A 14,051-nucleotide genomic window follows, 5' to 3' on the forward strand; every position below is an offset into this window, starting at 1 on the left:
AATGGCGCCCGAGTTTACAAATCGAACGCCACGGCCCGCCGGAACCTGCGGGCCGTCCTTTTTCTCCTTGCCGCCCGCCATGAACTTCCAGGTCACCGTCCAGCCCAGCCAGCGCATCTACGAGGTCGAGTCCGACGAAACCCTGCTGGCCGCTGCCATCCGCGCCGGCGTGGGCCTGCCCTATGGCTGCCGCGATGGCGCCTGCGGCTCCTGCAAGTGCAAGCTGCTGGAAGGCAAGGTCGCACTGCGCGAGCACCAGTCCAAGGCCCTGAGCGCCGAGGAAGAAGCCGCCGGCTTCGTGCTGACCTGCTGCGCCAAGCCGCAGACCGACTGCGTGCTGGAAGCCCGCACCGTGCCGGGCGCCGGCGAGTTTGCCGTACTCAAACTGCCCAGCCGCGTGCTGAGCCTGGAAAAGCCGGCTGCCGACGTGGCCGTGGTCAAGCTGCAGCTGCCGGCCACGCAGAACTTCCAGTTCCACGCCGGCCAGTATGTCGAGTTCATCCTGCGCGACGGCGCCCGCCGCTCGTACAGCATGGCCAATGCCCCGCACAACCTGGGTACGCCGGCCGCCATCGAGCTGCACATCCGCCACATGGCCGGCGGCAAGTTCACCGACCATGTGTTCGGCGCGATGAAGGAGAAAGACATCCTGCGCATGGAAGGCCCGTTCGGCAGCTTCTTCCTGCGCGAGGACAGTGCCAAGCCCATCGTGCTGCTGGCCAGCGGCACCGGCTTCGCGCCCATCAAGGCCATCATCGAACGCATCCGCCACCTGGGCCTGACGCGTCCGGTCAAGCTCTACTGGGGCTGCCGCAGCAAGTCCGACCTCTACCTGCACGACTGGGCCCTGCAAGCCGCGGCCGAGATGGACATGCTGGACTACATCCCGGTGCTGTCCGAGCCCAAGCCCGAGGACGCCTGGACCGGCCGCACCGGCTTCGTCCACCAGGCCGTGATGGCCGACCAGGCCGACCTGTCCGGCCACCAGGTCTATGCCTGCGGCGCGCCCATCATGGTCGAGTCGGCCAAGCGCGATTTCGTGGCGAAGAGCGGGCTGCCGGAAGACGAGTTCTATGCGGACTCGTTCACCTCCGAGGCCGATAAACACGGGGGCTGAGGAGAGTCGCATGTTCACCCCGCCGTATGTCGATCCCGCGCAATGCGCTGATCAGCTCAAGCGGCTGGGACACGCAGTCCTCGCCCCGGCAAGCCTGGTCGAAACCCTGGGTTGCAGCTCGGCCGAACTCGCTGGACTCGCGGCGTTCTGGAAGAACCTCCCGACCGACCAATACCTGAAGGACGGTGGCCGCTACCGGTTCCGCCGGCACAGCAGCTTCGTCGTCGCGGGCGAGAGCGTCAGCCAATGCCCGCATCGGCCGCATTGGCAGCCGGTGGACTACAACGCCCTGCACGGCGGCATTGAGCGCATGTTCGAGCCCATGCAGGCCGAGGCGGTCGCCCTGCCCGCCTGGCGAAAGCTGCTGCGCGGCCTGGGCGGCATTGCCTCAAGCCTCAAGGGCGCCAAGCCCTGGTTCGTCGAAGCCCACCAGTTCCGCATCGACACCACCGACGGCATAGGCCGGCCGACGCCCGAGGGCGCCCACCGCGACGGCGTCGACCTGGTAGCGGTATTCCTGATCCAGCGCCACCAGATCAAGGGCGGCGAATCGCGGGTCTTCGAGGCGGCCGGCCCGCAGGGCCAGCGCTTCACCATGACCGAGCCCTGGACCCTGCTGCTGCTGGACGACGAGCGTGTGATCCACGAAACCACGCCCATCCAGCCGGACGGCGGCCACGGCCACCGCGACACCCTGGTCGTCACCCTGCGTTCGGGTGGCTTCCAGGACCCTTGAAACGCGCATTCCTGCACGGGCTGGAGCCGGCCATGCCGCCACGGCATGGCTCGATGCCGTTCTGGCGAAGGCTGACGAGGGCCCTCACCCCTAAACTGCCGGCGCTGCCACAAGCGGCACCTCGTCCGGCCCCCGGCCGGCTCCTCATCGCACCACGAATGCCAGGCTCCCGACCATGAACGCCGTCACCAACGACCTCGTCCGCGCGCTGCAATCCGCACCGACCGCCTCCCTGCCCACCTCGCTGTTCGGCCTGCCCGAGCAGAAGCCCCATGAGCGCGTGCTGCTGGCGGCCGATGAGCAAACCGGACTGAAGGCCATCCTGGCGGTGCACAGCACGGCCCGCGGCCCGGCCTTCGGCGGCTGCCGCTTCTGGAGCTACGACAACGAGCTGGCCGCGCTGAACGACGCGCTGCGCCTGTCGCAAGGCATGAGCCTGAAGAACGCCCTGGCCCAGCTGCCCTTCGGCGGCGGCAAGGCCGTGATCCTGAAGCCGGCCGAGATCAAGGACCGTGCCGCCCTGTTCGCCGCCTTCGGCCGCGCCGTGCAGTCGCTGGAAGGCGCCTACATCACCGCCGAGGACGTGGGCACGACCACGGCCGACATGCTGGGCATGCAGGCCTCCACCCAATTCGTCTCGGGCATCCCGCGTGCCGGCGCCTTCGGCGGCGACCCCAGCCCCAAGACCGCCTACGGCGTCTTCGTCTCCATCCAGCGCGGCGCCAAGCTGGTGCTGGGCCGTGAATCGCTGGAAGGCGTGCGGGTGGCCCTGCAAGGCCTGGGCGCCGTCGGCTGGCACCTGGCCGAATACCTGCACAAGGCCGGCGCCAAGCTGGTCGTGGCCGATGTGGACGCTGCCAAGGTACAGCGTGCCCAGGAGCAACTGGGCGCCACGGCCGTCGGCATCGGCGAGATCCTGGCGGCCGACGTGGACGTGCTGGCTCCCTGCGCCCTGGGTGCCTCGCTGAACGCCCAATCGATCCCCACGCTGAAGGCCAAGCTGATCGCCGGTGCTGCCAACAACCAGTTGGCCACTGTGACCGACGGCGACGCCCTGCAAGCCCGCGGCATCACCTACCTGCCCGACTACCTGGTCAATGCCGGCGGCATCATCAGTGTGGCGCGCGAGTACCGCAATGAAGGCGAAGAGAACGCCGTCATGGCCGAGGTCGCCCTGATCGCCGACCGCGTCAGCGAGCTGCTGGAGCGCGTCAAGGCCAGCGAAGGCTCGACGCCCGGCCGCGTGGCCGATGCCTGGGCCCGCTCGCTGCTGGTCAAGCCCGTCTGAGCGTCCGACTCAGAAACGACAAAGGCGGCCGAGGCCGCCTTTTTCTTTGGGCCCACAAGGCTCACTCGCCGAGATAGGCCGCCCTCACCTTGGGATCGTTCAGCAGGTCCTGGCCGGCGCCGGTCATGGTGATCTCACCGCTTTCCATCACATAGCCGCGGTTGGCCAGTTGCAGGGCCCGGCTGGCGTTCTGCTCGACCAGCAGCACGGTCACGCCCTGCTGGTGGATGTCGTTCACCACCTCGAAGATCTTGTCCACCATGATGGGCGACAGGCCCATCGAGGGTTCGTCCAGCAGCAGCAGCTTGGGGCGGGCCATCAGCGCCCGGCCCATGGCCAGCATCTGCTGCTCGCCGCCCGACATGGTGCCGGCCAGCTGCTTGCGGCGCTCCTTCAGGCGCGGGAACAGGGCGAACACCTTCTCGATGTCGGCCTCGATCTCCTTGGAGTCGCTGCGGATGTAGGCGCCCATCTGCAGGTTCTCGGTGATGGTCATGCGGGTGAAGGTGCCACGGCCCTCGGGCACCATGACCAGGCCCTGCTTGACCAGGTCCCAGGCGCCCTGGCCCTTGACCGGCTTGCCTTGGTAGCGCACTTCGCCGGCATTGCAGGGCTGCAGGCCGGTGATGGCCTTCAGCGTGGTGGACTTGCCGGCGCCGTTGGCGCCGATCAGGCTGACCAGCTCGCCCTGGCGCACCTCGAAATCCACGCCCTTGACCGCCTGGATGCCGCCATAGGCCACCTTGAGCCCGCTCACCGTGAGCAGGACCTGCTTGTTGTCTGTCTCGTTCGCCATCTTCTCGTTCTTCTCAATGCGCGGCATGGGCGCCCAAATAGGCCTCGATGACCTTCTCGTTGCGCTGCACTTCGGCCGGCGTGCCCTCGGCAATCTGCTTGCCGTAGTCCAGCACGGTGACCCGGTCGCACAGGCCCATCACCAGCTTCACGTCATGCTCGATCAGGAGGATGGTGCGGCCGTCCTTGCGGATGCGGTCGATCAGCTCGCGCAGCACCACCTTCTCGGTGGCGTTCATGCCGGCGGCCGGCTCGTCCAGCGCGATCAGCTGCGGGTCGGTGGCGAGGGCGCGGGCGATCTCGAGCCGGCGCTGGTCGCCGTAGCTCAGCGTGCGGGCCTTGAACTCGGCCAGGTGGCCGATGCCGACATAGTCCAGCAGCTCCTGGGCCCGCTTGGCGATGGCAGCTTCCTCAGCCTTGAAGCCCGGCGTGCGCAGGATGGCGCCGACGATGCCCGAATGGGTGCGCACATGGCGGCCCACCATCACGTTCTCCAGCGCCGTCATCTCGGCGAACAGGCGGATGTTCTGGAAGGTGCGGGCGATGCCGGCCTTGGCCACCTGATGCACGGCCTGCGGCTTGTAGGCCTTGCCGCCCAGCTCGAAAGTACCGGCATCCGGCGTGTAGAGGCCGGTCAGCACATTGAAGAAGGTGGTCTTGCCGGCGCCGTTGGGGCCGATCAGGCCGTAGACCTGGCCACGGGCGATCTTGAGGCCCACGTCGGACAAGGCCTGCAGGCCGCCGAAGCGCTTGGCGACGCCGCTCACGTTCAAAACGAAATCAGTCATGGCGCCCTCCTCAGTTCTTGGCCTTGGGGGCGGACTTGCCATGTTCCGGCGCCGGCCACAGGCCGCGCGGACGCAAGAGCATCACGCTGATCATGGCCAGCGCAATCAGCAGCTGGCGCAGGATGGCGGCGTCGAGACGGCCGTCGCTGAGCTCCTGCAGCGGACCGGCCGCATAGCGCAGCACCTCGGGCAGGGCCGCCAGCAGCAGCGCGCCCAGCACCACGCCGGGCAGGTGGCCGATGCCACCCAGCACCACCATGGCGACGATCATCACCGACTCCTGCAGGCTGAAGGACTCGGGCGAGACGAAGCCCTGGAAGGCCGCGAACATCGAGCCCGACACGCCGCCGAAGGTGGCGCCCATGCCGAAAGCCAGCAGCTTGAGGTTGCGGGTGTTGATGCCCATGGCCTTGGCAGCGATCTCGTCTTCGCGGATCGCCATCCAGGCGCGGCCGATGCGCGAGTTCTCCAGGCGATGGCAGATCACGACGCTGACCACCACCAGAGCCAGGAACAGGTAGTAGTACTGCGCTATCGGCGCCAGCGTGATGCCGAACACCTCCAGCGGCTTGCCCATGTCATAGCCGAAGAAGTGCATGCCGTCGATCTGGCCTATGCCGCGCGGACCATTGGTGATGTTCAGCGGGTAGTCCAGGTTGTTCATGAACACCCGGATGATTTCGCCGAAGCCCAGCGTCACGATGGCCAGGTAGTCACCGCGCAGCTTCAGCGTAGGCGCGCCCAGCATCACGCCGGCAAAGGCCGCCAGCGCCGCGCCGGCCGGTATCACCACCCACAGCGGCATGTGCAAGCCGTTCGGGAACGCCGCGGCGAAGGCCTCGAAGTTCTCGCTCAGGTGCGGACTGGCCATCAGGCCGAACATGTAGGCGCCGACGGCATAGAAGGCCACGTAACCCAGATCCAGCAGGCCGGCATAGCCGACCACGATGTTCAGACCCAGGGCCAGCAGCACGTAAAGCAGGGCCAGGTCGATGATGCGCATGGGGCCGTTGCCCCAGCCGATCATCTGATTCAGTGCCGGCACCAGCAGCAGGCCCAGCGCGGCCAGGCCGAAGACGAACAGCTTTTTCTTTTGTTCTTGCATGAAATGGTCCCTCCCGGTTCAGGCGCGATCGGCCACGCGCTCGCCCAAGAGGCCCGAGGGCCGCAGCGTGAGCACCAGGATCAGGGCGATGAAGGCGAAGATGTCCACGTAGTTGCTGCCCAGCACGTCGCCGGTCAGCTCGCCGAGGTAGCCGGCGCCGATGGCCTCCAGCAGGCCCAGCAGCACACCGCCCAGCATGGCGCCGGCCAGGTTGCCGATGCCGCCCAGCACGGCGGCCGTGAAGGCCTTGAGGCCGGGCAGGAAGCCCATGGTGTGGGTGACCGTGCCGTCCTTGGCCGCCCACATCAGGCCGGCCACGGCGGCCAGCGCGGCGCCGATGACGAAGGTGGACGAGATGATCACGTCGGGCCGCACGCCCATCAGCGAGGCCACGCGCGGGTTCTCGGCCGTGGCGCGCATTGCGCGGCCCAGCTTGGTACGGTGGACCAGCCACAGCAGCGCCGCCAGGATCATCACGGTCAGGCCCAGGATCACGCATTGGGTCAGCGTGATCACGGCGGTGGAGCCCAGCACCTCGTACTGCACATCCGGCAGCAACTGCGGGAAGGCCTTGGGATTGGGTTTCCAGATGATCATGGCCAGGGTCTGCAGCAGCAGCGACATGCCCATGGCGGTGATCAGCGGCGCCAGGCGCGGTGCATTGCGCAGCGGCCGGTAGGCGATCTTCTCGATCACGAAGTTCAGCACCGTGCAGGCCAGGATGGCACAGCACAGGGCCACGCCCATCAGGGCCCAGCCCGGCAGGCCGCTGTCCTGCAGCGCTCCCACCACCGACCAGCTCACCAGGGCCCCGACCATCAGGATCTCGCCATGGGCGAAATTGATCAGGTTGATGATGCCGTACACCATCGTGTAGCCCAGGGCCACCAGGGCATACATGCTGCCCAGCACCAGGCCGTTGACGACCTGCTGGATCAAGGTATCCATCGAACTCTCTCCCGCCGGAGCCGCCCTCGTAGGGCCGCTCCCAGATTCATACGCCGCCCGTAGGGCCTAAAACAAAGGCCCGCGTCGTCGATGTGGCGCGGGCCCAGCTGAAGCCTTCAGTCCTGCAGGCGAGCGGCATTGTAGGAGGCCTCCTCGGCCATCCCTTTGGTCAAATCCTGGTGATAACCCGGAGTCGAGCCCAGGAACGAAATCAGCTTTCGCGGGCGCTTTCGTTCAAGCGCCGCAATTCGGCCAGGCGTTCGCCAATCTTCAACTCCAGGCCACGCGGCACAGGCTCGTAGAAGCGCTGGTCTTCCAGGCCTTCGGGCAGGTACTGCTCGCCGGCCGCGAAGCCACCGGCCTCGTCGTGCGCATAGCGGTAGTCGCGGCCATAGCCCAGGCCCTTCATCAGGGCGGTTGGCGCATTGCGCAGCTGCAGCGGCACCGGGCGGCTGGCGTCCTGCTTCACCAGGGCCTTCACCGCGTTGTAGGCCTTGTAGACCGCGTTCGACTTGGGCGCGATGGCCAGGTAGACCACGGCCTGGGCCAGGGTCAGCTCGCCTTCCGGGCTGCCCAGGCGCTCGTAGGTCTCGGCCGCATCCAGGCACAGGCGCAGGGCGCGCGGGTCGGCAAGGCCTATGTCCTCGCTGGCCATGCGGATCAGCCGGCGGGCGATGTAGCGTGCATCGACGCCCCCATCGAGCATGCGGGCGAACCAGTAGAGCGCCGCGTCGGGGTCGGAGCCGCGCACCGACTTGTGCAAGGCCGAGATCACATCGTAGAACTGCTCGCCGCCCTTGTCGTAGCGGCGCAGCTGTTCGCCGAGCGCGCGCTGCAAGACGGCTTCGTCGATCTCGGTTGCCTTGGCTGGCACCACGTTGGCGACGGCCTCGACCGCATTGAGCAGGCGGCGTGCGTCACCGTCCGCATAGGCCGCCAGGCGCTTGGCTGCAGCGTCGCTGAACGGCGGGCACTGCAGCTCGGCCGTGCCGCGGGCGATCAGGGCCAGCAGCTGGGCCTCGTCCAGCGACTTCAGGACATGGACCGTGGCCCGCGACAGCAGGGCCGAGTTGACCTCGAAGGACGGGTTCTCGGTGGTCGCGCCAATGAAGGTGAACAGGCCCGACTCGACATGGGGCAGGAAGGCATCCTGCTGGCTCTTGTTGAAGCGGTGGACTTCGTCGACGAAGACCACGGTGCGCCGCCCCTGGCCGGCCGCGGCCTGGGCCCGTTCGACCGCCTCGCGGATTTCCTTGACGCCTCCGAGCACGGCCGAGATCTGGATGAACTGGGCATCGAAGGCCTGGGTCATCAGCTGGGCCAACGTGGTCTTGCCGACGCCGGGCGGGCCCCACAGGATCATCGAATGCAGACGGCCCGAATCGAAGGCCACGCGCAGCGGCATGCCGTCGCCCAGCAACTGGGCCTGGCCTATGACCTGATCCAGCGTGGCCGGCCTCAGACGCTCGGCCAGCGGCCGGTGCGGTGCCTTGGCGGCAGGCGCGGCCGTCGGTTCGGGATCGGGCCAGTCGGAGAACAGCGAGGCATTGGCGTCGGACATGCCGGCATTGTCGCAGCCGGCCCCTGCCCTCAATGCGTCGAGGGGCTGGTCCGCATGGCGGCGAGAGCCTTGGCTTCCAGCGACTCGGCGAGCGCCGATTCGGCCACCAGCACATCGCCTAGGCCCTCTGCACGCAGCAGCTCGGCCTCGTCCTCGTTCTCGGCGCGCAGCAGGACCCGGATGCCGGGGTTGAGCTGGCGGGCGGTCTCGCACATGCGGCGGGCCTGCAGGCTGTCGCCACCGGCAATCACCAGCAGCGCGGCACGGGCGATGTGGGCCTGGATCAGCACGCCCGGTTCGGCCGCATCGCCACACACGGCGGCCAGGCCTTCAGCTCGCAGCGCCTCGACGACCTCGCGCTGCTGCTCGGCGATCACCAGGGCCAGGCCCTGAGCGCGCAAAGCCTGTGCGACACGGCTGCCGACGCGGCCATGGCCGACCAGCACCACCTGCCCTGCCAGGTGCTCGGCGCTGGTACTCGTGGGCAGCTCGGCCAGCGGATCGTCGCGCTGGGCCAGGCGGCGGGCCAGCGGCGAGCGCCTGAGTATCCAGCTCTCGGCCGGCGTGACCACCGAGAACAGCAAGGTGTTCAAGGCGATCGAGATCAGGGCTCCTGCCAGCACCAGGCTCTGCGCCTGGGCGTCCACCAGGCCCAGCGAGCGGCCCAGGCCCATCAGGATGAAGCTGAACTCGCCGATCTGGGCCAGGCTGGCGCCCACGGTCAGCGCGGTGTTCAGCGGGTAGCGCAAGAGCAGCACCAGACCCATCGCTGCCAGCGTCTTGCCGACGACGATGACGGCCACGACCAGCAGCACCTTGAGCGGCTCGTCTATCAGCACCCGCGGCTCGAACAGCATGCCCACCGAGACGAAGAACAGCACGGCGAAGGCGTCGCGCAGCGGCAGCGACTCGTCGGCTGCGCGATGGCTGTACTGCGACTCGCGCAGCATCATGCCGGCGAAGAAGGCGCCCAGCGCGAACGAGACTTCGAACAGCTTGGCCGCCGCAAAGGCCACGCCCACGGCCGCCGAGATCACGCACAGCGTGAACAGCTCGCGCGAGCCGGTCGAGGCCACGGCCCACAGCAGCTTGGGCAGGGCCCGGCGGCCTATCACCAGCATCAGCGCAATGAAGGCGGCCACCTTGGCCAGCGTGATCAGCAAGGTGGTCGCCAGGCCGCTGCTCAGCTGACCACCATTGAGCAGACCGGCCAGCGGCGGCAGCAGCACCAGGACCAGGACCATCACCAGGTCTTCGACCACCAGCCAGCCGACGGCGATGCGGCCGTTGGCCGTGTCCAATTGCTGGCGGGATTCCAGCGCGCGCAGCAGCACCACGGTGCTGGCCACCGACAGCGCAAGCCCGAACACCAGGGCCGCACCGGCGCCCCAGCCCCAGGCCCAGGCAAGACCCGCCCCCATGGCCGTGGCCACGGCGATCTGCACGACAGCGCCCGGCACGGCGATGCGTTTGACCGAGAGCAGGTCGGCAAACGAGAAATGCAGGCCCACGCCGAACATCAGCAGCATCACGCCGATCTCGGACAGCTGCGAGGCCAAGGCCAGGTCGCCGACGAAGCCAGGCGTCGACGGGCCTATGGCGATGCCCGCCAGCAGATAACCGACCAGCGGGGGCAGACGCAGCTTGAGCGCCACAAAGCCGAGGATCAGGGCAAGGCCGAAACCGGCGGCGAGGATGGCAATCAGGCTGACGTCATGGGGCATCCTCGCGGGCTCCTGGGGATGGGGTTGTCTTGACTACTGCTCGATCAGGTCGGCGCCTGCAGGCAACTGGAAACGGAAGCGCTCGGCCGCGATGGCCGGGTTGGGCACGACGCCGGCGAATTCCAGCAGCGATTTCTGGCCGAAGGCATCGACGATTTCCAGCGCGGCCAGCTCGCCGGCCTTGAAGCCAATCTTGAGGCTCTGGATGCTGCCCTCGGCCTGGCGCGGCGTGGCGAGCACCCAGTCCAGGCCTTTGTCCGCGGGCAGGGCCTTGAGCACGAAGTCCTTGGCCACATTGCCGCCGGCCAGCAGGGCCGCGGGCGTGGCGCCCAGGGCCTGGTCGATTCTCCGGCTGCTGGCCTGGTTCAGGTCGGGGTCGTAGATCCAGACCTTCTGGCCGTCAGCCACGATGGTCTGCTCGAAAGGCTTCTGGTAGACGAAACGGAACTGGTTGGGCCGCTGGAACTCGAAGCTGCCCGAGGACTTCTTGGTCTTCTTGCCGTCCGGCGAGGTGACCGTCTGGCTGAAGCTGGCACGGCCGCTCTTCACGTCCTTCAGGAAGCCGTTCAGCGTGTCCACCGAGTCGGCCTTGGCAGACAGGGCCAGGACCGCGGCCAGGGAGACCAGGATTCGTTTCATCGTCATCGTCATTCGTCGCGCTTGGGCACGATCAGTTCGCGGCTGCCGTTGGTGGCCATGGCACCGACCACGCCCGACTTCTCCATCTGCTCCAGCAGGCGGGCCGCGCGGTTGTAGCCAATGCGCAGGTGGCGCTGCACCAGCGAGATCGAGGCCCGGCGGTGCTGCAGCACGATGCCCACGGCCTGGTCGTACATGGGATCGGCTTCGCCGTCGCCGCCACCGCCGCCGCCCAGGGCACCGGGCTCGCCGCCCTCGCCTTCCAGCACGCCGCCTTCGAGGATGCCCTCGATGTAGTTGGGCTCGCCGCCCTGCTCCTTCAGATATTCGACGACGCGGTGCACTTCCTCGTCGCTGACGAAGGCGCCATGCACCCGCACCGGCAGGCCGGTACCCGAGGCCATGTAGAGCATGTCGCCCATGCCCAGGAGCGCCTCGGCGCCCATCTGGTCGAGGATGGTGCGGCTGTCGATCTTGGAGCTGACCTGGAAGGACAGGCGGGTCGGGATATTGGCCTTGATCAGGCCGGTAATCACGTCCACGGACGGACGCTGCGTGGCCAGGATCAGGTGAATGCCGGCGGCGCGGGCCTTCTGGGCCAGGCGGGCGATCAGTTCCTCGATCTTCTTGCCGACCACCATCATCAGGTCGGCCAGCTCGTCGATCACCACCACGATGTGCGGCAGGCGCTCAAGCGGTTCCGGCTCCTCAGGCGTGAGGCTGAACGGGTTGCCTATCTTCTCGCCGCGCTCGGTGGCCTCGTCGATCTTCTTGTTGTAGCCGGCCAGGTTGCGGACGCCCATCTTGGACATCAGCTTGTAGCGCCGCTCCATCTCGCCCACGCACCAGTTGAGCGCGTTGGCCGCCTGCTTCATGTCGGTCACGACCGGCGCCAGCAGGTGCGGGATGCCCTCGTAGACGCTCATTTCCAGCATCTTGGGGTCGATCATGATCAGGCGCACGTCGCGCGCCTCTGCCTTGTAGAGCAGGCTCAGGATCATGGCGTTGATGCCCACCGACTTGCCCGAACCGGTGGTGCCGGCCACCAGGCAGTGCGGCATCTTGGCCAGGTCGGCCACCATGGGCGCGCCCACGATGTCCTTGCCAAGGGCCATGGTCAGCATGGAAGCCGCATCGGCATACACCTGGGAACCGAGGATCTCGGACAGGCGTATGGTCTGGCGCCGCGCATTGGGCAGCTCCAGCGCCATGAAGTTCTTGCCAGGGATGGTCTCGACCACGCGGATGCTCACGAGACTGAGGGAACGCGCCAGGTCCTTGGCCAGGTTGACGATCTGCGAGCCCTTGACGCCGGTGGCGGGTTCGATTTCGTAACGGGTGATTACCGGGCCGGGCGAGGCCGCCACCACGCGCACCTCGACGCCGAAGTCGCGCAGCTTCTTCTCGATCATGCGTGAGGTCATTTCCAGCGACTCGGGCGTCACCGTCTCCACGCGGGTCGGCGCGGCATCCAGCAGGTCGATCTGCGGCAGCTTGGCATCGCTGGGGTCGCTGAACAGGGTCTGCTGGCGCTCCTTGGCCACGCGCGTGGACTTGGGCACCTCGATCACCGGCGCCTCGATGACGATGGGCTTGTGCTCCTCGACGACGGCCCGCTCGACCTCGACCACCTGCTCGCGTTCCAGCGCAGCCTGCTCGCCGACCTTCTGGTCCTCGGCGATCTCGCGGCGCTCCTGGCGGCGTTCGCGCAGCGACTCCAGCCAGCTGCCCAGCTGCTCGGCAAGGTTCAGCCAGGAGAACTTCAGGGCCAGGGCCGCACCCAGCAGCAGCAAGGCAATCCAGACCACGCCGGAGCCGGCGAAGCCCAGGGCCTTCATGCTCCACGGCCCCAGCAGATAACCGATGACGCCGCCGGCATGGCCGGGCAGGCGCGGCTCCCAGCCGTAGAGGCGCGACCATTCCAGTGCGCAACTCGCGGCGACCAGCAGGACCAGGCCCAGCAACCACAGGCCGGCTCCCCGGGCAGGATGCGAAACCACATGCGTCGCCTCCTGAGCGCGCAGCACCCGCGCCAGCAGGCCCAACCACAGGCGCAGGGACACCAACATCAGCCACCAGGCTGAGTAGCCGAAGCAAAACAGCAGCAGGTCGGAGATCCAGGCGCCCAGCGCGCCCAGGCGGTTGGCATAGAGCTCGCGGCTGCCGGAGATCGAGAAGGCGGCGTCGGCCTTGTCGTGGCTGACCAGGGCCAGCAGCACCAGGAACCAGGCGAACGCGCCAAGAATCAGCCATAGCGGCGTGCGCATGGGATGGCTGGCCGGTACGGGCGGCGCCGCGGCCTTGCGGCCTTGGCGCTTGTAGACCTTGCCTTGGGCCGGGGCGGCATCACCACCGCCACCCAGCAAAGAACCGAGAGGAAAACTCATGGCGCGCATTGTGGCGCATGCGCCGATTGGCCCCTGCCATGAGTTTCGCTAAAACTCATGGCGCGCATTGTGGCGCATGCGCCGATTGGCCCCTGCCATGAGTTTCGCTAAAGCTCATGGCGCCATGGTGGCCATGACTCTGGGCCGCCCCTCCCGGGACGGCCCTCGAACGCTCAGTCGTGCTGCAGGCGTTCCTTGATGACGACCGAACCGTTCTCCAGCGTCTCGATCACGCCCTTGTCTTCCAGGTCCTTCATCACACGGCTGACCATCTCGCGCGAGGCGCCGACCACCTTGGCCATGTCTTGCCGCGAGACCTTGCCGCGGATGATCTTGATGCCCTTCTCTTCCTCGGCCATGTCGAGCAGGGTGCGGGCCACGCGGCCGTAGACGTCCAGCAGGGCCAGCGATTCGATCTGCCGGTCGGCATTGCGCAGCCTGGCCACCAGGCCGCGCAGGATGGCGTAGGCCAGGCTGCTGCTCTCGGGCAGGCAGCGGGCGAACTCCATGCGGCCCAGCACCAGCATGTCGGTCTGGACTTCGGCGCGCACCGTGGCCGAATGGTTTTCGTTGTCGATCAGGCTCATCTCGCCCACGTAGTCGCCGGGCTGAAGCACCGCCAGGATGACCTCGCGGCCGCGGCTGTCCGCCGTCAGCACACGGGCGCGACCGTTCAGCAGGATAAACAGCGCATTGGACTTCGTGCCTTGCTCGACGATGATCTCGCCCCGCTTGAAGCGGCGCTTCACCACGCTGTCGGCAATCGACTGAGCCTGATCGGTGGTCAGCAGAGAGAACAGGGGCACCCTGCGGATCAGGTCCAGGTTCGACAGCATCGCCATGTATAGCCTCCAGTTGGGAATGTTTTGCGATGACCTCACGCCAGCCAGGCGCAAGGGTCGCGTGCCTAAAATGGCCGCATTGTGCCAACTGCTTCACGCCCTCCAATAGGGTGTAGGCCGT

Annotated in this window: 12 protein-coding genes; 3 read left to right on the forward strand and 9 right to left on the reverse strand. The window is 67.5% G+C overall.

What is annotated here, in order from left to right; all coding sequences use genetic code 11:
• The first annotated feature begins 79 nt into the window (after window positions 1-79).
• The 3 genes from QT382_RS05110 (at window position 80) to QT382_RS05120 (ending at window position 3,141) form a co-directional block, all read left to right on the forward strand.
• Window positions 80-1,117: a CDP-6-deoxy-delta-3,4-glucoseen reductase gene (locus QT382_RS05110; protein ID WP_289252963.1), complete on the forward strand. Its 1,038-nt coding sequence runs from the start codon at window positions 80-82 to the stop codon at window positions 1,115-1,117.
• A 10-nt stretch (window positions 1,118-1,127) separates the two neighbouring features.
• The gene (locus tag QT382_RS05115; RefSeq protein ID WP_289252964.1) at window positions 1,128-1,853 is read left to right on the forward strand and encodes a 2OG-Fe dioxygenase family protein; all 726 of its coding nucleotides are present in this window, start codon (window positions 1,128-1,130) and stop codon (window positions 1,851-1,853) included.
• Between the two features lie 175 nt (window positions 1,854-2,028).
• Entirely contained in the window at window positions 2,029-3,141 is a 1,113-nt protein-coding gene (locus tag QT382_RS05120) for a Leu/Phe/Val dehydrogenase (RefSeq protein ID WP_289252965.1), read from the forward strand.
• Window positions 3,142-3,202: 61 nt separating this feature from the next.
• On the opposite strand, the gene QT382_RS05125 is transcribed toward QT382_RS05120, so the two are convergent.
• The 9 genes from QT382_RS05125 to QT382_RS05165 form a co-directional block, all read right to left on the reverse strand.
• Window positions 3,203-3,937, reverse strand: coding sequence for an ABC transporter ATP-binding protein (locus QT382_RS05125; protein ID WP_289254690.1), 735 nt, complete (start codon window positions 3,935-3,937; stop codon window positions 3,203-3,205).
• Window positions 3,938-3,950: 13 nt separating this feature from the next.
• The gene (locus QT382_RS05130) at window positions 3,951-4,724 is read right to left on the reverse strand and encodes an ABC transporter ATP-binding protein (RefSeq protein WP_289252966.1); all 774 of its coding nucleotides are present in this window, start codon (window positions 4,722-4,724) and stop codon (window positions 3,951-3,953) included.
• Window positions 4,725-4,734: 10 nt separating this feature from the next.
• Entirely contained in the window at window positions 4,735-5,829 is a 1,095-nt protein-coding gene (locus QT382_RS05135) for a branched-chain amino acid ABC transporter permease (RefSeq protein WP_289252967.1), read from the reverse strand.
• An 18-nt stretch (window positions 5,830-5,847) separates the two neighbouring features.
• Entirely contained in the window at window positions 5,848-6,777 is a 930-nt protein-coding gene (locus QT382_RS05140; RefSeq protein ID WP_289252968.1) for a branched-chain amino acid ABC transporter permease, read from the reverse strand.
• A 211-nt stretch (window positions 6,778-6,988) separates the two neighbouring features.
• Entirely contained in the window at window positions 6,989-8,338 is a 1,350-nt protein-coding gene (locus QT382_RS05145; RefSeq protein WP_289252969.1) for a replication-associated recombination protein A, read from the reverse strand.
• Between the two features lie 29 nt (window positions 8,339-8,367).
• Window positions 8,368-10,062, reverse strand: coding sequence for a cation:proton antiporter domain-containing protein (locus QT382_RS05150; RefSeq protein WP_289252970.1), 1,695 nt, complete (start codon window positions 10,060-10,062; stop codon window positions 8,368-8,370).
• Window positions 10,063-10,095: 33 nt separating this feature from the next.
• The gene (lolA, locus tag QT382_RS05155) at window positions 10,096-10,701 is read right to left on the reverse strand and encodes an outer membrane lipoprotein periplasmic chaperone LolA (RefSeq protein ID WP_289254691.1); all 606 of its coding nucleotides are present in this window, start codon (window positions 10,699-10,701) and stop codon (window positions 10,096-10,098) included.
• Window positions 10,702-10,709: 8 nt separating this feature from the next.
• Window positions 10,710-13,088, reverse strand: a complete 2,379-nt coding sequence (locus QT382_RS05160) for a DNA translocase FtsK (RefSeq protein ID WP_502929819.1) — start codon at window positions 13,086-13,088, stop codon at window positions 10,710-10,712.
• Window positions 13,089-13,261: 173 nt separating this feature from the next.
• Complete coding sequence (locus QT382_RS05165) at window positions 13,262-13,930, reverse strand: Crp/Fnr family transcriptional regulator (RefSeq protein WP_289252971.1); 669 nt, start codon at window positions 13,928-13,930, stop codon at window positions 13,262-13,264.
• Window positions 13,931-14,051: the final 121 nt, after the last annotated feature.

The organism is Pelomonas sp. SE-A7 (genome assembly GCF_030345705.1).
In the GTDB taxonomy this organism is placed as follows: domain Bacteria; phylum Pseudomonadota; class Gammaproteobacteria; order Burkholderiales; family Burkholderiaceae_C; genus JAUASW01.